Consider the following 16,201-nt stretch of genomic DNA (forward strand, 5'->3'; position numbering starts at 1 on the left):
CTGTGGAGGCGTGGTGCAATCAGGCCGCCCGATGAAGCAGGAACCCGGTACTGCGCGAGCAGCTATCACCCAGTAATGGGAATCCCCCTCCTGTGACGCGAAGCGCTAAGGTGGGGGAGGATGTCAAGGACTCTTCATCTTCGGTGGAGAGGAACACCTTCTTCTGCTCGTTCCAGAGCCAGGGCGCATGGGCCTTGTCGTCGTAGTAACGCACATACTGGCCTTGCATCACGTGGGCCGGGTTGTTGGGATCCAGACCCCAGGCCTGGCCGTAGCTCGGCAGGGTGGTGATGCCGAGGCTGGCGGCGTGCTCCAGGTTCTTGGCATGCCACATGGGCACGGCGCCACCGCCAATCTCCTTGCCGTTCTTGTCAAGGTCATGCCAGATGTTGTCGATGCCTACCGCCCCGTTGCCGCACGGAATGGTGCTGCCACCGGTGCCCGGCTGGCAATCGCTCTGGCTCGGCAGCGCCGCCTTGCCACCCAGACCGTGGGTGCCACCGGTGACCCCCTGCCAGCCACGGGTGTAATAGGGCACCCCTATGTTGATCTTGCCCGCCGCCAGGGCACCACGGAAGTAGTGGGCCGCCCAGGCGGAGTTGAGATAGCCGATGCCGCCAAACTGGGCCTGGGTGTAGACACCCCACTGGGACAACTCGGGATCCGCCTTGTTGTCGAACAGGGCGGCGTTGTGACCGACGAAGTGGTTCCAGGCACCGTGGAAGTCATAGGTCATCAGGTTGACGTAGTCGAGGTACTGGGTGACCTGGAAGTTTTCCATGCCGCGCAGCAGGTAGGCCGAGGCCGGCGAGGCGATGGTCAGCATGTACTTGCGACCGTCCTCGGTGCCGGCGCTGTCGAGCTTGTTGCGCAGGGTCTTCATCAGCACTTCATAGTTCGCAAAGAGCTTGCCGCGACACTGGTTGGAGAGCGGGAAATCGTTGGGGTTGCCCGCATCCTTCATGGAGGTGGGGTACTCGTAGTCGATATCCACCCCATCGAAGCCGTACTGGCGGATGAAGCCCACGGCCGAGTCGGCAAAGGCGTTGATGCTGGCGGTGTTGACCGAGCAGTCGCCCTTGGTGGTGGCGGCGTAGAAGCCGCGGGTATCGGCCCAGCCCCCGACGGAGATGAGGGTCTTCACGTCCGGGTACTGCTTCTTGTACTTGGACAGCAGGTTGAAGTGACCCTGATAGGCGAACTCCGGATCCATCTCGGCGCCCGGCACCCCGTTCCAGGTCAGCTTGGTAGCGGCGTCATCCACCTTGATGGTGTGACTCTGCTCGTCCACCGCCGCGAAGGCGTAGTTGATGTGGGTGATCTTGTCCCAGGGAATGTCGCTCACCAGGTAGGCGGGCAGGCCGTTCTTGCCGGTGCGCCAGGAGGTGAAATACCCGATGACGCGGCGGCCGTGGTCATCCCCCATGCACTCGCTGCCGTCGGCGCGGTAGATCTGGCGCACGTCGCAGGAGAGGTTGCCGCCGGTAGGGGGCAGGGCCGCTTCTTCCACCTGCACGTCCACCTGGGCCGACTCGCCAGAGAGGTTGCTCTTGTCGGTCGCCACCAGCTTGAGGCCGGTCAGCCCCTTGTTCTGGGGCGTCCAGCTCAGCTGCCAGGGGGCGCTGGTGTCCTCGCCCACCTTCTGGCCATTCACGAAGAGCTCGACCTTGGCGACGTCGTCATTGGCATCGGTGACATTGCCGCTCACGGTGAGGGCGCGGCCCAGGGTCACCCTGGCACCGGCGGCGGGGCTTGCGATGCTCACCCTGGGCGCCTCTGGCGCCACCACGGCGGCGACCTTGAAGCTCGAATCCGCCTCGCTCAGCACCTTGCCGTCTTTATCCAGCGCCCGGGCCTTGAGGGCGTGATTGCCCGCACCGGCGGCAGACCAGCTGGCACTCCAGGGAGAAGCCGTGGCGGTGGCGACCAGAGCGCCGTCGATGAGGTATTCCACCCGGGCGAGCGCCGTGACCGGGCCGCTCAGCGTCACCGCCAGGGCCACACTGGCCCCCTCGCTGACGCTGGCACCCACGGCGGGGGAGCCGATGGCGACGACCAGGGCCGGCGGCGGCACCTCGCCACCATACAGCTTCCAGGCATCGGCCCAGACCACCCCCACCCCGGGGGCGTAGTGATAGGGGGACGCGCCGCACCAGCCGGAGTAAGGGAATTCCTTGCATTCATAGAGGGCGCCTGCGTTGCTGACGATGTCGCCAGCCTTGTAGGCGGTGCCGGCCTGATAGGCGGGGTAAGCAGCCTGCGCCCAGGCAGGGACGGCCGCAAGGGCGACCAGCATGGCAAGCCTGCTGGGCCTCAAGATCTGTTGCATATTGTTATCTTCCTTGTTTTGTCTTGGCTTCAATACCGGGAAAAGCGCAATCGCAACAGGGAACAAGGGAGCGACAACAGGCCATGGACGGGCCACAAACCCTCAAGTCACCCTGGGTAACCCCGCTGTCTGGCCCGGATGGGACAGATCGGAGGCTTTGCGTCCCGGCATCACTGCCGGTTTGCCCTTTGCCTGGGTTCCGTGAGGAACGGCTCGAGTATAGGAAGCAAGTGACCACTGCTCAATCTTTATTCTCGAAGGAAAATATGTGAATGCTGGCCGCCTCACACTTTTCGCTCCCACCTGATGACAAATAGATCATCAATATCAAACTGTTAGCCACGTCAAAAAATGGCAAATGGGCTCCTTTGTCTCCTCATAATGTGCGTTGGTTCACTGGTCAGAGCTGCCAGAAATGTGACAATGCGCGCCCTTGGCCACGATGCCAAGGCTATGGAAACACTGGCAAAAATAAAAAAAGGAATACCCATGAAAGGAACACCTACCCTGCTGTCGCTGGCCGTGGGGCTCGCGCTCGCGTCCCCGTCTCTCTACGCCGCCGGCTTCAGTTGCCCGGCCGACAGTGCCCTCACCCCCATCCCCGCCATCCAGGGCAGTGGCGACAAGAGCCCCCTCGTCCCGGACGATCAGTTCGAAAGCACCCAGAGCGTCTCGGTCAAGGCGGTGGTCTCGGGTCTGGGCGAAAGCCTCAACAAGGGCTTCTACCTGCTGGATGTGCAGGGGGACGGCAACCCCGAGACGTCGGACGGCATTTTCGTCTACCTCAACGACAAGAACTTCGCCAGCAAGTACCCGGATATCCAGCCGGGTGCCCTGGTCTGTCTGGAGGCCAAGGTCGAGGAGTATTACGGCCACACCCAGCTCAAGCCCCTGTTTGACGGCAGCACGCCGCGCCTGACGACCCTGGCCCAGGGCGCCGCCCCGGCCGCCACGGCGCTGCGGGTACTGGAGGGGGAAACCCTGGCCCGAGCCCTGGAACGTCACGAAGGGATGCGGGTGCGCCTCGACGCCGACAGCGCCCTCAAGATCAGCCGCAACTTCAGCTACGACTATGCCGCCCGGCGCAACAACCTGGTGCTCGCTCACGGCGCCCCGCTGATGAAGCCGACCCAGCTCCATGTAGCGAGCAGCCCCGAGGCCGTGGCGCTGGCCGAGGCCAACGCCAGCAACCGCGTCTTCCTCGAGTCGGACGTCAAGGCGGGGGACGGCAAGCTCCCCTGGCTGCCCGCCTGGGAGCCGGAGCAGGGTTACCTGCGCATCGGCGATGCCCCGGTCAACCTGGAGGCCATGGTCGGCTACAGCTACAACGAGTACCGCCTGATCGTGCCCCGGGATCAGACCATCACCGCGGGGGATCTGCTGCGCACCGGCGACAACGACCGCCAGAGCGCCCCGGCCCGCCTGGATGGCTCTGACCTTCGCATCGGCAGCTTCAACGTGCTCAACTACTTCACCAGCCACTCCAGCGTGGGGGGCGCCCTCAACGTGCTCTGCGCGGATCAGGCGGATGCGGACAGCGCCAAGGGCTGCAACCGCGGCGCCAAGAGCCTGGAGGAGTTCCAGTTGCAGCGCGCCAAGATCGTCAACGCCATCACCGAAATGGACGCCGACCTGCTCGGCCTGATGGAGATGGAGAACAACGGCTTTGACGAGCACGCCGCCCTCCACGATCTGGTGGAGAGCCTCAACGCCAGGCAGAAGGAGGCGAGCAAGCACTACGCCTTCGTCACCCTGCCCAAGGCCCTGCTCACGGAGGATCGCTTCTTTGGCGGCGACGCCATCATGGTGGCCATGATCTACCGCCCCGCCCTGCTCACCCCGAGCGGGGATGCCGACGTTATCCCCCTGCCCCAGCAGCGCTACACCACGGGCGGCGTCACCAAGAGCGCCGGTCAGCGGGACTCCCTGGTCCAGCGCTTCACCGTGGCGGGCAGCGACGCCCCCCTGACCCTGGTGGTCAACCACCTCAAGTCCAAGGGGTCGGGCTGCTATGAAAACGGAGATGGCAAGACGGAGCCTGCGGACCTGCAGGGCAAGTGCACCGAGTTTCGGGTGAGCGCCGCCAAGGTGTTGGGGGAGGCGGTGAGCAAGATGCCGGGCCAGGTGCTGCTGGTGGGGGACTTCAACTCCTACGCCAAGGAGGATCCCATCCGAGTGCTGACCGACTATGCGCCGGTCGCGGGGGAGCGCCAGATCCGCTCCGCCTCCCACACCTACATCGGCGATAAGCCCTATGAGCAGATGGGCCAGACGGTGGCCAAGGGTTACGGCCTGGTGGATCTGAACGTCAAGTTCAACCAGGAGAAGGCCATCTCCTACAGCTACGAGGCCGAGCTCGGCACCCTGGACTACGCCCTCGCCAACCCGGCGCTGGCTGACAAGGTGGTGGCGGTGGCCGACTGGCACATCAACTCCTTCGAGAGCAACCTGTTCGAATATGGCAGCGCCTACACCGGCGATCTCATCAAGTCGGACAACCCCTTCAGCGCCTCGGACCACGACCCCGTCATCGTTGACCTCAAGCTCAAGGAAGCGAGCAAGGGGGGTGGCGGCGCCATGGGCGCCCTGCTGCTGGCCCTGTTGCCGCTCGCCTGGCGGCGTCGTCGCTAAGACGCGGCATCCTCGATGCCAGGTGCAAAGCCCGCGATGATCGCGGGCTTTTTTTGTGCCAGGGCCATTTGAAAAACAAATGCAAAGGGCCACATCATGGGATTAATAAATACCTTGTTGCCCCACCCCGCCCCTTTCCCGGAGGGCTGGCACCCTGCCGACGGGGAAACCCGGTGCTGACACCAGGGGCCGGATAGCGTATCCCGCAGGCTGCCGAACGAGCCAACCGCCACGCGGCAGAGGATGGCATCGCGCAGCCCGCGCCATGGCCATGGCTGCATCGGCGCCAATCCCCACCCTCACCCCCGTCAGCGGCGGCCAGGGCCGCTGATGCCCTCGCGGACAGGGTGAAGCGCCATCGCAGGCTGCCCAATGAACCAACCGCCACACGGCAGAGGATGGCATCGTGCAGCCCGCGCCGTGGCCATGGCGGCATCGGCGCCAATTTCCACCCTCACCCCCGTCAGCGGCGGCCAGGGCCGCTGACGCCCTCGCGGAGAGGGTGAAGCGCCATTTGCCAGACAAATGCAAAGGGCGAGATCATGGGAAATTCAAATAACAGGCAAACAAAAAGGCCACCGCGATGCGGTGGCCTTGGTGCTTTCTTGCGAAAGATGGTGGAGCTACGCGGGATCGAACCGCGGACCTCTTGCATGCCATGCAAGCGCTCTCCCAGCTGAGCTATAACCCCGATGTGTGTGAGTGACGCTGAATCACTCTGAATTTGGTGGAGCTACGCGGGATCGAACCGCGGACCTCTTGCATGCCATGCAAGCGCTCTCCCAGCTGAGCTATAACCCCAAATTCGGTACTCAATGAATGGTTCTGGCGGCCATTCATCCTCAATAATGGTGGAGCTACGCGGGATCGAACCGCGGACCTCTTGCATGCCATGCAAGCGCTCTCCCAGCTGAGCTATAACCCCACAAAGGTCGGCCTGGGTGATACACACCGCACTGCCCTGGGTACTTCATGTCAATCGGGAACCTGGTGGAGCTACGCGGGATCGAACCGCGGACCTCTTGCATGCCATGCAAGCGCTCTCCCAGCTGAGCTATAACCCCTTGGATTCCAGATTGTTCGAGGAGAATTTGGTGGAGCTACGCGGGATCGAACCGCGGACCTCTTGCATGCCATGCAAGCGCTCTCCCAGCTGAGCTATAACCCCAACTCACCTCGGCGCTACCAAAGTTATCTCTGGCAACGGAGGCGCATGATAGGCATCACCCGCTTTGCTGTCAACCCAAAATTCTCGCCCACTGGAGCGTTTAGTCAAAATTCAGGCAGTTAGCTGTTTTTACCGCCAACCTCGTCGCTATGTCGCTGTTTTACGTCGCAAATCCGCTTGAGGCCAAAATACGAAGGGCCCCCGTCAGGGAGCCCTTTTCATGCCATGGCCGATGTTTATTCAGCGGCCATGCGCGCTTCGATATACGCCAAAGCGCGGTCGATGCGGGCCAGTACCCGCTCCTTGCCCACCAGCGCCATCACGGCGTCGATGCCGGGGGAGATATTACCCCAGACCGGTGACGGCAATGTGCGACGGCAAGCTTACTCGGCGGCCATGCGCGCTTCGATATACGCCAAAGCGCGATCGATACGGGCGAGGACCCGCTCCTTGCCCACCAGCGCCATCACGGCATCGATGGCAGGGGAGAGATTACCCCAGACCGGTGACGGCAATGTGCGGCGACAAGCTTACTCGGCGGCCATGCGCGCTTCGATATACGCCAGGGCGCGATCGATACGGGCGAGGACACGCTCCTTGCCCACCAGCGCCATCACGGCGTCAATGGCAGGGGAGAGATTACCCCAGACCGGTGACGGCAATGTGCGGCGGCAAGCTTACTCGGCGGCCATGCGCGCTTCGATATACGCCAGGGCGCGGTCGATACGGGCGAGGACCCGCTCCTTGCCCACCAGCGCCATCACGGCGTCGATGGCAGGAGACTGGCCCAGACCGGTGACGGCCACACGCAGCGGCATGCCGACCTTGCCCATGCCCTGACCCAGCTCGGCGGCGGTCGCTTCAATCAGCTCGTGCAGCGCCTCGGTGGTCCAGGTCTCCAGGGCCGCCAGCTTGGCCTTGGCCAGCGCCAGCGGCTCGGCAGCCACACCGCGCAGGTGCTTCTTGGCTGCCGCTTCGTCGATGGCCTCGTACTCTTCGAACAGGTAGCGGCTCTGGGCGGCCACTTCCACCAGGGTGTTGCAACGCTCGGCCAGCAGGGTCACCACGTCGGCCAGGGCCGGGCCCTTGCGGGTGTCGATCTGCTGGTGTTCCATGTGCCATGCCAGATGCTTGGCAACATAAGCCGGATCCAGGCTGCGCATGTAGTGGTTGTTCAGCCACAAGAGCTTGTCGGTGTTGAAGGCGGAGGCGGACTTGGAGATGGCATCCAGGCTGAACAGCTTGATCATCTCGTCGAGGGTGAAGATCTCCTGATCCCCGTGGGACCAGCCCAGACGCACCAGATAGTTCAGCAGCGCTTCCGGCAGGTAGCCGTCGTCGCGGTACTGCATGACGGAGACGGCACCGTGGCGCTTGGAGAGCTTGGCGCCGTCGTCACCCAGGATCATGGAGACGTGGGCAAATTCCGGTACCGGCGCGTTCAGCGCCTTGTAGATGTTGATCTGGCGCGGGGTATTGTTGATGTGGTCTTCGCCACGCACCACGTGGGTGATCTCCATGTCCCAATCATCGACTACAACACAGAAGTTGTAGGTCGGCGCGCCATCGGTACGGCGGATGATGAGATCGTCCAGCTCGGTGTTGGCGAACTCGATGCGGCCACGGACGTGGTCATCGAACACCACGGAACCTTCGGTCGGGTTGCGGAAGCGAATCACGTGCGGCGCATCGGCCGGGTGATCGTGGGCACCATCCCGGCACTTGCCATCATAGCGGGGCTTCTCGCCGTTGGCCATCTGGCCTTCGCGCAGCGCTTCCAGCCGCTCCTTGGAGCAGTAGCACTTGTAGGCACGGCCGTCGGCCAGCATCTCGTCGATGAGGCCATTGTAGCGATCGAAGCGCTTGGTCTGGTAGTAGGGGCCCTCATCCCAGTTCAGCTCCAGCCATTCCATGCCCTCAATGATGGCGTCGATGGCCTCCTGAGTGGAACGTTCCAGATCGGTATCCTCGATACGCAGCACAAACTCACCGCCCTGGTTCTTTGCAAACAACCAGGAATAGAGTGCGGTACGGGCACCGCCGACATGCAAAAAGCCGGTCGGGCTGGGAGCAAAACGGGTTTTGACTTTCATCTTTAAGCCTTGTGTAGAGGGCCTTGGGCCAATTCGTTAAAAAAACCGTCGCATTTTAGCACCGACAATGACGGATGGGAAAACCATGGCGAGGCAGAGGGGAAAATAGGGTCTATTCCCGCAAAAACCGCTGTTTTAGAGTGATGTCTCAGAATTTTCCCTTTTTTCCCGCTTAGCTAGGCGAGGTTGCTGGAGAGATCTCCCGCACAGCCGATACTTCAGTCACCCCGTCAACGAACCCTCAACGATACAAGGAACGCGCGATGCAGTTTCGTTCTATCCAGAATCGTATCCTGGTACTGGCCGGTGTCGCCATGACCACGGCCCTGGTCATCCTGATCCTGCTCAACCAGTATTCAGGCCGGCAGACCCAGCAGCTCACCATCGACTCCAGTCGCGCCGCCCTGCAACAGGAGGCGTGGCAGAAGGTGAGCGCCAACGCCCGTGCCGAGGCCGCCACCATCACCCAGCTGCTGCAAAAGGGGCTCTCCTACACCCAGCAGATGGCCAGCGTCTTCGCCCGCCAGCAGGAGGGCAAGCTGCCGCTGGATCGCCAGCAAGCCACCGATCTGCTCAAGGCCCAGCTTGCCCTGGAGCCCCAGCTCTATGGCGCCTTCGCGGGCTTCGAGCCCAACGGCTTCGACGGCCAGGACGAAAGCTTCGCCGGCCAGAGCGCGCTCGGCAGTGACGACAAGGGGCGCTTCGTGCCCTATTTCTATCGCGACAAGGAGAGCATCGGCACCGACCTGCTGCTCTCCATCGAGAAGAGCGATCCGGACGAGTTCGGCAACCCGGCCAACGACTACTACGCCTGCCCGAAACGGGAGGGACGCTCCTGCCTCATCGACCCCTTCAAGGTGGACATCAACGGCCAGCAGGTGCTGGTGAGCACCATCACCACCCCCATCCTGGTGGATGGCCAGTTCAAGGGCATCGCCGCGCTGGATCTGGCGGTGGACTCCATCAGCCGCCAGGCCCAGTCCCTCAACAGCAACATCTATGACGGCAAGGGGGAGACCCTGATCGTCAGCGCCGCCGGCGTCATCACCGGTACCAGCGGCGACGCCAGCCTGCTCGGCAGCCGCGCCGACAAGGTGCTCGGCAACGGCTGGCAGCAGTACCTCAAACCGGACGTGCAGCGCCAGGAGCTCGACGACGCGTTTCGCATCTCGGTGCCCATTGCGGTGCCCGGCATGGCCCGCAACTGGGCCATCATCGTCACCCTGCCCTACAAGGTGGTGCTGGCAGGAGCGGACGAGCTGGCACGCCAGCTCACCGACATGAACCGCGCCGCCATGACCCAGCAGCTCATCGGTGCCCTGCTGGTGCTGGTGCTGGCCCTTGGCACCATGCTGGTCATTGCCCGCAGCATCACGGGCCCCATCCGCCAGATGGTGAGCCTGGTGGATGACATCGCCGACGGCGACGGGGATCTCACCAAGCGCCTGGAGACCCGCTCCAGGGACGAGCTGGGGGCCCTGGCCCGGGGCATCAACCGCTTCATCGACAAGCTGCAGGCCTTGCTCGGGGATGTGCAGAAGACCGCGAGCGAGGTCCATCGCCACGCCGGGGACACCGATCGCATCGCCGGCCAGACCGACAGCAACCTGCAGCATCACCAGGCGGAGATGGAGCAGATGCTGACCGCGGTGCAGGAGATGTCCTATGTCAGCCAGGAGGTGGCCACCCACGCCAACAACACCGCCGACTCCGCCAAGCAGGCCCAGGGCGCGGCGGACGAGGGCAAGGTACGCTTCCAGCGGGTGATCCACTCCATGCACAAGGTGGCTGCCGAGGCGGGCAAGGGAGCCGAGGTGGTGGAAGGGCTGGCTCACGACAGCGAGCAGATCACCAGCATCCTCACCGTCATCCAGGGGATCGCCGATCAGACCAACCTGCTGGCGCTCAACGCCGCCATCGAGGCGGCTCGGGCCGGGGAGCAGGGGCGCGGTTTTGCGGTGGTGGCCGACGAGGTGCGCAAGCTGGCGGGCAACACCCAGCAGGCGGTGCAGAATACCCAGGAGCTGATCGACAAGATCCGCCACAGCTCCACCAACGCGGTCAACGCCATCCAGCAGAGCCAGCAGCTGACCCATCAGGCGGTGGGGGAAGCGGATCAGGCGGAGGCGGCCCTCGGCAGCATCTTCCAGGCCATCGCCACCATCAACGACATGACCTACCAGATCGCCTCCGCCGCCGAGGAGCAGAGCTCGGTTTCCGAGACTGTCTCCGGCAATCTGTCAAAAACCAGCGCACTGGCCAACGACATCGCCAGGGACGCCACCAGTACGGCCAACGCCAGTCAGGCCTTGCGTCAGGCGGCGGAACGTTTGCAGCAATTGTTGGGTCAGTTTCGTCTCAGCTGATAATTTTCATGCTCCGGACTCTCCCCCTCGGGGGCGAGTCCGTTTACCATAGGCGGCATATTTGCCTGATGGCAGGCAATGTAGTGAGAGGTAAATGCCGTGCCCACCCCGGACCGTCGCCCACGTGGCCATAACAGACGAGCCCAGCAGCGTCGCCAAGACGAATCACAAGGAACCCTGCTCCAACGTATCAACGCGGCTACCCTGCCCCTGCGCCAGCGTCTCGGCCAGGGCATGAGTGGCCTGGGTCAGCGCAACAAGGAGCCGAAGGCGGCCTCGTTCAAGCTGGCAAGCCCCCTGCCCCGCAAACACACCATAGGGTTGCTGGTGCTGATCCCGCTCTGGCTGCTGGTGCTGGCCTGGGAGCCCGCCCCCGCCGCCCCGACCACGGCGCCGTCAGGCTCCCTGGCGGTCCCCCTGGCCGTGCCGGCCCAGGCCCTGACCGTCGGCAACGCCGGTGAGCCCCAGGCCGCCAAGCCCGTCGAGGAAAAAGTGGATGGCACCTGGTTGCAGCACGACGTGCAGGCCGGTGAAACCCTCTACTCCATCTTCCGCAAGTTCGAGCTGCCGGGGGCCGAGCTCAGCCGGCTCATCGCCATCGAAGGGCCGGACAGGCCGCTGACCCGGCTGCAGTCGGGCAAGTCGGTGTTCATCCTGGTGGACACCAGCCGCCGCATCCAGCGGGTCGAGGTCCGCTCTCTCGGTCAGGTCAGCTACCGCTACGACCGCCAGGGGGAAGGGTTCGCCCTCAAGGAATAGGGGGCTCGACCCCCCCCTTATGCAGACGGGAGGCCATGGCCTCCCGTTTTTTTTGATGTGAAGCATGAAACAAGCTGCTGACTTCACAATACTTTTAGCTCGCTCAAAAAATGAAAAGTGCCAAATTGACAAGGGATCGGGCTCCAGTACAATCGGTCAGGCTTTAGACAGGGATTTTGCTACATGCTACTGGGACAAAGAGACGTGGTCAGTCATGCTTCAACCCCTGACTTCCAGGCAAATGCTGCCCAACCAGGCTTAGTTTCATTTTGTTATAGATAGGACTTACCACATGTCTGACATTCGCACCGGCCAAGTAAAATGGTTCAACGAAACCAAGGGTTTTGGCTTCATCGAGCAATCCCAGGGACCGGACGTTTTCGTTCACTTCTCCTCCATCCAGAGCGCCGGTTTCAAGACCCTGGCTGAAGGTCAAAAAGTCCAGTTCACTGTGACCCAGGGCAAAAAAGGCCCTCAGGCCGAGAACGTCACCGTTATCTGAGCCAGCGCCAGTGAACCCGTAGGAGGAGCCATCGCCCCTCCTATTTTTTTGCCCGCGATTTCCCCTCCCCGATCGGCAGAGCCCTTGCCGGGCTTGCCATCCCCACCTGCAATCCGTTTATGGCCGCCACCAGCCGCTATAAATCAAAATGATGAGTTTTGGTTAAATGCCCCGGTTTTAACTTACACCGAGCCACTGTCTGTCATTCAGGCCCTGCCAAGCCTGTTAGCCGACCGCAAAGGGTTGTGCCCGATCTCCGGGAGGCTATTAGCAAGCAATACATCTTGGTCTTATGACTTGGGATGTGCGGGGAAGAGAGAAATCAGGCAAACGCCGGATACGACAAATCATCGCGGCGCGATGTGATGGGCAATTCAAAGGGATTATGAGGACGTCGAAGAGAGATTGGAGCGGGAAACGAGACTCGAACTCGCGACCCCGACCTTGGCAAGCGCGGATCATGCTCTACCAACAGGACGCGGCAGTGATGGTACTGAGAAACTGGATTCGTGTACTTGGGGGAGAGATTGAGTTCGAAGGGTTCGAAGAGAGATTGGAGCGGGAAACGAGACTCGAACTCGCGACCCCAGCCTTGGCAAGCACGGATCATGCTCTACCAACTGGATGTGGTAATGAATGTGCTGAGATATTGGATTGATGAACTTCAAGGAGAGATATTGGAGCGGGAAACGAGACTCGAACTCGCGACCCCGACCTTGGCAAGGTCGTGCTCTACCAACTGAGCTATTCCCGCAACAGGATGTCATCTGCAAGTGTTTGGAGCGGGAAACGAGACTCGAACTCGCGACCCCGACCTTGGCAAGGTCGTGCTCTACCAACTGAGCTATTCCCGCAACAGAATGTCATCTGCAAGTGATTGGAGCGGGAAACGAGACTCGAACTCGCGACCCCGACCTTGGCAAGGTCGTGCTCTACCAACTGAGCTATTCCCGCATCGGAATATCACTTACATATCTTTGGAGCCAGCAACGAGACTCGCGCTCGCTACCCCGACCTTGGCAAGCACTGAACACGCTCTACCAACGCGGTGACTCCGGCACTGCATATTGGAGCGGGAAACGAGACTCGAACTCGCGACCCCGACCTTGGCAAGGTCGTGCTCTACCAACTGAGCTATTCCCGCAACATGGATTGTCTTGAGGCTGTGCTGATGATTGGAGCGGGAAACGAGACTCGAACTCGCGACCCCGACCTTGGCAAGGTCGTGCTCTACCAACTGAGCTATTCCCGCATCGGAACGTCATCAGCAAACATTTTGGAGCGGGAAACGAGACTCGAACTCGCGACCCCGACCTTGGCAAGGTCGTGCTCTACCAACTGAGCTATTCCCGCAAAACCTGAAAACAGACCGTACAGCATTTGGTTGCTTGCGCTACTGTACGGGAGCCGAATTATAAGAGCAGACATTCCAATTGCAAGGGCTTTTTTGTCTGGTTGCAGCCGTTCGCTCAAAAGCTGGCCGAACTGCTGATTTTAGCAACCGAACGACGGCAACCCCTTGCCAGCCACTCAGATTTTGAAGACGTGGGCGCGGTAGAACTGCAGTTCGGCGATGGATTCGCGGATGTCGTCCAGCGCCTGGTGGGAGCCACTCTTCTTGAACTGATCCAGCAGTTCAGGCTGCCAGCGACGGACCAGCTCCTTGATGGTGCTGACGTCCACGTTGCGGTAATGGAAGAAGGCTTCCAGATCGCTCATGTGCTTGACCATGAAGCGGCGATCCTGGCCGATGCTGTTGCCGCACAGGGGGCTGGTGCGCTCCGGCACCCACTGGCGAATGAAGGCGAGGGTCTCGGCAACGGCCTTGGCCTCGTCGTATTCACTCGCCTTGACCCGGGCCACCAGCCCGCTCTTGGTGTGGGTGTTGACGTTCCAGTCATCCATCTTGCCCAGCTCTTCCTCGCTCTGGTGGATGGCGATGACCGGCCCTTCGGCCAGCACGTTCAGGTCCTTGTCGGTGACGATGGTGGCTATCTCCAGTACCACGTTCTCTTCGGGGTCCAGACCCGTCATCTCCATGTCGATCCATACCAAGTTCTGCGCGCTGACTGTCATGATTGCTCTCTCTATTGGGAGGAATGGCGGAATTTTGCCAATTTGCATGTATCATACTGGCTTTGAATCTGTTCATAAACTGGCAAACCCCGTGGCAAAGAAAGCAAAACTCAATCTGGGTCAACAAAGGCGCGTCCAGGCCAACCGCGAGCGGCGGCTGCAAAAAGAGCACACCACAGTGGTAGATGACACCCTGTTCGGCCCCGCCATCGAAGGGGTGGTGATCAGCCGTTTCGGCCAGCACGCGGATGTCGAGGCGAGCGATGGTGCCATCCACCGCAGCAACCTGCGGCGCAGCAGCATCAGCAGCCTGGTGTGCGGCGACAAGGTGGTGTGGCGCCCCGGCCTCAATGCCGCGACTGCCGGCGTCATCGAGGCGGTGCATCCGCGCCACTCGGTGCTGACCCGGCCGGACTTCTACGACGGGGTCAAACCCATCGCCGCCAACATCGACCAGATCATCATCGTCTCGGCGGTGATGCCAGAGTTCTCCACCAATATCGTCGACCGCTACCTGGTGGCGGCAGAAGATGTGGAGATAGCGCCCCTCATCGTGCTCAACAAGGTCGACATGCTCGATGACGCGGCCCGCGCCCGTATCGAGCACCAGCTCGAGACCTACCGCAAGCTCGGTTACGAGGTGCTGCTGGTGAGCTGCGAGAGCGGTGAGGGCATCGACGCCCTCAAGGCGGCGCTCACCGACAAGATCAGCATCTTCGTGGGCCAGTCCGGGGTGGGCAAGTCGTCCCTCACCAACGCCCTGATGCCGGGGCTGGACGTGCTCACCGGCGAGATCTCCGAGAACTCGGGGCTCGGCCAGCACACCACCACCACGGCGCGGCTCTACCACTTCCCGAGCGGCGGCGATCTCATCGACTCCCCCGGGATCCGCGAGTTCGCCCTCTGGCACCTGGAAGCCGACCGCATCACCCGGTGCTTCGTCGAGTTTCGCGACTACCTGGGTGGCTGCAAGTTTCGCGACTGTACCCACAAGGATGATCCCGGCTGCGCCCTGCGCGCCGCGGTCGAAGCGGGCGCCATCAGCGCCGATCGCTTCCACAACTACCACCGCATCCTGGAAACCATGCAGGAAGCCCGCCACGGTCGCCAACAGGCGCGGCTGTGACCCGTTCAACTCATTCCCAGATGAAGATCATGAGCATCACTGACAACCTGAAAATTGCCGGTCAATACTGCCTGCCCAAACACGCCCTCTCCCGCCTGGTGGGCAAACTTGCCGCCGCCGAAGCGGGCAACCTCACCACCAGGGTGATCGAGGCCTTTATCAAGCAGTACCAGGTCGACATGAGCGAGGCGCTGCACGAGAGCCCGGCCCACTACAAGAGCTTCAACGCCTTCTTCACTCGCGAGCTCAAGCCCGGCATCCGCCCCGTGGTGGAAGACGCCATGACCCTGGCCCTGCCGGTGGATGGCACCGTCAGCCAGCTCGGGCCCATCAGCCAAGGTCGCATCATCCAGGCCAAGGGCCACGACTACAGCGCCCGCGAGCTGCTGGGGGGCTATGAGGATCTGGTGGCCCCGTTCAAGGATGGCGACTTCGCTACCATCTATCTGGCACCCAAGGATTACCACCGCATCCACATGCCGCTGGACGGCGTGCTGGAGAGCATGGTGTTCGTGCCGGGGGATCTCTTCTCCGTCAACCCCCTCACGGCCGAGAACGTGCCCAACCTGTTTGCCCGCAACGAGCGGGTGGTGGCCACCTTCCGTACTCCCCACGGCCCCATGGCCCTGGTGCTGGTCGGTGCCACTATCGTCGCGAGCATCGAAACCATCTGGGCCGGCAACATAGCGCCGACCAAAGAGAAGAAGGTGGTGCGCTGGGACTACACCGGCGATGAAGCCATCACCCTGCAAAAGGGGGCCGAGATGGGCCTGTTCAAGCTGGGCAGCACAGTCGTCTGCCTGTTTGGCCCGGGCATGCTGGCCGGTTTCGCGCCGCACCTGGCCAACGGGGTCACCACCCGCATGGGTCAGCCCTTTGCCACCCTGGCGGCGCAAGCATGAGCGATCAACCCGCTTCCCAGAAGAACAACCCGCTGCACGGGCTGACCCTGGAGGCCATCGTCACCGCCCTGGTCGCGCACTATGGCTGGGAAGCGCTGGGGCAGCAGATCAATATCCGCTGCTTCACCGATAACCCCAGCATCAAGTCCAGCCTGAAGTTCTTGCGCAAGACCCCCTGGGCCAGAGAGAAGGTCGAAAGCCTCTATCTGTACGTCCAGCGCAAGCAGGCCAAAGAGAAGGAGTGACGCC

Annotated in this window: 11 protein-coding genes, 11 tRNA genes, 2 pseudogenes and 1 riboswitch; of the genes and pseudogenes, 7 read left to right on the top strand and 17 right to left on the bottom strand. The window is 62.2% G+C overall.

Going from position 1 to position 16,201, the window contains the following annotated elements:
- Positions 1 to 124: 124 nt before the first annotated feature.
- Positions 125 to 2,296: pseudogene (locus tag HKD46_RS15080) on the bottom strand (glycosyl hydrolase family 18 protein); the annotation flags it as partial.
- A gap of 145 nt (positions 2,297 to 2,441) precedes the next feature.
- Positions 2,442 to 2,525, bottom strand: a riboswitch (cyclic di-GMP riboswitch).
- A 293-nt stretch (positions 2,526 to 2,818) separates the two neighbouring features.
- Here HKD46_RS15080 and HKD46_RS15085 point away from each other — a divergent pair.
- The gene (locus HKD46_RS15085; protein ID WP_171865609.1) at positions 2,819 to 4,960 is read left to right on the top strand and encodes an ExeM/NucH family extracellular endonuclease; all 2,142 of its coding nucleotides are present in this window, start codon (positions 2,819 to 2,821) and stop codon (positions 4,958 to 4,960) included.
- Between the two features lie 615 nt (positions 4,961 to 5,575).
- Here HKD46_RS15085 and HKD46_RS15090 read toward each other — a convergent pair.
- The 9 genes and pseudogenes from HKD46_RS15090 to gltX all read right to left on the bottom strand — a co-directional run bounded on the left by HKD46_RS15090 (position 5,576) and on the right by gltX (position 8,221).
- Positions 5,576 to 5,651: transfer RNA gene (locus HKD46_RS15090), tRNA-Ala, on the bottom strand.
- Between the two features lie 34 nt (positions 5,652 to 5,685).
- A tRNA-Ala gene (locus HKD46_RS15095) sits at positions 5,686 to 5,761 on the bottom strand.
- A gap of 48 nt (positions 5,762 to 5,809) precedes the next feature.
- Positions 5,810 to 5,885, bottom strand: a tRNA-Ala gene (locus HKD46_RS15100).
- A gap of 63 nt (positions 5,886 to 5,948) precedes the next feature.
- Positions 5,949 to 6,024 (bottom strand) — tRNA-Ala (locus HKD46_RS15105).
- Between the two features lie 28 nt (positions 6,025 to 6,052).
- Positions 6,053 to 6,128, bottom strand: a tRNA-Ala gene (locus HKD46_RS15110).
- 236 nt (positions 6,129 to 6,364) lie between these two features.
- Positions 6,365 to 6,500: pseudogene (locus tag HKD46_RS21420) on the bottom strand (glutamyl-tRNA synthetase); the annotation flags it as partial.
- A gap of 11 nt (positions 6,501 to 6,511) precedes the next feature.
- Positions 6,512 to 6,643: a glutamyl-tRNA synthetase gene (locus HKD46_RS21425; protein WP_223302521.1), complete on the bottom strand. Its 132-nt coding sequence runs from the start codon at positions 6,641 to 6,643 to the stop codon at positions 6,512 to 6,514.
- 15 nt (positions 6,644 to 6,658) lie between these two features.
- A complete protein-coding gene (locus tag HKD46_RS21430) occupies positions 6,659 to 6,790 on the bottom strand; it encodes a glutamyl-tRNA synthetase (RefSeq protein ID WP_223302521.1) in 132 nt (43 codons plus the stop codon).
- A gap of 15 nt (positions 6,791 to 6,805) precedes the next feature.
- Positions 6,806 to 8,221 carry a glutamate--tRNA ligase gene (gene gltX / locus HKD46_RS15130; RefSeq protein ID WP_171865610.1) on the bottom strand — a complete coding sequence of 472 codons (1,416 nt, stop codon included), beginning with the start codon at positions 8,219 to 8,221 and terminating at the stop codon, positions 6,806 to 6,808.
- A gap of 263 nt (positions 8,222 to 8,484) precedes the next feature.
- On the opposite strand from gltX, the gene HKD46_RS15135 reads away from it, so the two are divergent.
- The 3 genes from HKD46_RS15135 to HKD46_RS15145 all read left to right on the top strand — a co-directional run bounded on the left by HKD46_RS15135 (position 8,485) and on the right by HKD46_RS15145 (position 11,848).
- Complete coding sequence (locus tag HKD46_RS15135) at positions 8,485 to 10,587, top strand: methyl-accepting chemotaxis protein (protein ID WP_171865611.1); 2,103 nt, start codon at positions 8,485 to 8,487, stop codon at positions 10,585 to 10,587.
- A gap of 99 nt (positions 10,588 to 10,686) precedes the next feature.
- Positions 10,687 to 11,346, top strand: coding sequence for a LysM-like peptidoglycan-binding domain-containing protein (locus HKD46_RS15140; RefSeq protein WP_010675484.1), 660 nt, complete (start codon positions 10,687 to 10,689; stop codon positions 11,344 to 11,346).
- A 292-nt stretch (positions 11,347 to 11,638) separates the two neighbouring features.
- Positions 11,639 to 11,848: a cold-shock protein gene (locus HKD46_RS15145; protein WP_005297820.1), complete on the top strand. Its 210-nt coding sequence runs from the start codon at positions 11,639 to 11,641 to the stop codon at positions 11,846 to 11,848.
- Between the two features lie 678 nt (positions 11,849 to 12,526).
- Here HKD46_RS15145 and HKD46_RS15150 read toward each other — a convergent pair.
- The 7 genes from HKD46_RS15150 to orn all read right to left on the bottom strand — a co-directional run bounded on the left by HKD46_RS15150 (position 12,527) and on the right by orn (position 13,924).
- Positions 12,527 to 12,602 (bottom strand) — tRNA-Gly (locus HKD46_RS15150).
- 24 nt (positions 12,603 to 12,626) lie between these two features.
- Positions 12,627 to 12,702: transfer RNA gene (locus HKD46_RS15155), tRNA-Gly, on the bottom strand.
- 24 nt (positions 12,703 to 12,726) lie between these two features.
- Positions 12,727 to 12,802: transfer RNA gene (locus tag HKD46_RS15160), tRNA-Gly, on the bottom strand.
- 114 nt (positions 12,803 to 12,916) lie between these two features.
- Positions 12,917 to 12,992: transfer RNA gene (locus HKD46_RS15165), tRNA-Gly, on the bottom strand.
- A gap of 32 nt (positions 12,993 to 13,024) precedes the next feature.
- A tRNA-Gly gene (locus HKD46_RS15170) sits at positions 13,025 to 13,100 on the bottom strand.
- A 25-nt stretch (positions 13,101 to 13,125) separates the two neighbouring features.
- Positions 13,126 to 13,201: transfer RNA gene (locus HKD46_RS15175), tRNA-Gly, on the bottom strand.
- A 177-nt stretch (positions 13,202 to 13,378) separates the two neighbouring features.
- A complete protein-coding gene (orn, locus tag HKD46_RS15180; protein WP_042014296.1) occupies positions 13,379 to 13,924 on the bottom strand; it encodes an oligoribonuclease in 546 nt (181 codons plus the stop codon).
- 91 nt (positions 13,925 to 14,015) lie between these two features.
- Here orn and rsgA point away from each other — a divergent pair, with 91 nt between their 5' ends.
- From rsgA to HKD46_RS15195, 3 genes are read left to right on the top strand one after another with little or no spacing between them, the layout of a single operon-like run.
- On the top strand, positions 14,016 to 15,050 hold the full coding sequence (rsgA, locus tag HKD46_RS15185) for a small ribosomal subunit biogenesis GTPase RsgA (RefSeq protein ID WP_164882023.1): 1,035 nt from the start codon (positions 14,016 to 14,018) through the stop codon (positions 15,048 to 15,050).
- A gap of 29 nt (positions 15,051 to 15,079) precedes the next feature.
- Positions 15,080 to 15,952, top strand: a complete 873-nt coding sequence (gene asd, locus HKD46_RS15190; RefSeq protein WP_029314786.1) for an archaetidylserine decarboxylase — start codon at positions 15,080 to 15,082, stop codon at positions 15,950 to 15,952.
- Positions 15,949 to 16,197: a VF530 family DNA-binding protein gene (locus HKD46_RS15195; RefSeq protein ID WP_041212447.1), complete on the top strand. Its 249-nt coding sequence runs from the start codon at positions 15,949 to 15,951 to the stop codon at positions 16,195 to 16,197. Before asd ends, HKD46_RS15195 begins: the two co-directional genes overlap by 4 nt.
- Positions 16,198 to 16,201 lie beyond the last annotated feature (4 nt).

Origin of the sequence: Aeromonas sp. TW 6 (genome assembly GCF_013168745.1) — a bacterium.
GTDB lineage: Bacteria > Pseudomonadota > Gammaproteobacteria > Enterobacterales > Aeromonadaceae > Aeromonas > Aeromonas caviae.

Coding starts and splice junctions, on each gene's coding strand:
- HKD46_RS15145 (WP_005297820.1), top strand. CDS start 11,639: ATGTCTGACATTCGCACCGGCCAAGTAAAATGGTTCAACGAAACCAAG.
- orn (WP_042014296.1), bottom strand. CDS start 13,924: ATGACAGTCAGCGCGCAGAACTTGGTATGGATCGACATGGAGATGACG.
- HKD46_RS15135 (WP_171865611.1), top strand. CDS start 8,485: ATGCAGTTTCGTTCTATCCAGAATCGTATCCTGGTACTGGCCGGTGTC.
- HKD46_RS15195 (WP_041212447.1), top strand. CDS start 15,949: ATGAGCGATCAACCCGCTTCCCAGAAGAACAACCCGCTGCACGGGCTG.
- gltX (WP_171865610.1), bottom strand. CDS start 8,221: ATGAAAGTCAAAACCCGTTTTGCTCCCAGCCCGACCGGCTTTTTGCAT.
- HKD46_RS15085 (WP_171865609.1), top strand. CDS start 2,819: ATGAAAGGAACACCTACCCTGCTGTCGCTGGCCGTGGGGCTCGCGCTC.
- asd (WP_029314786.1), top strand. CDS start 15,080: ATGAGCATCACTGACAACCTGAAAATTGCCGGTCAATACTGCCTGCCC.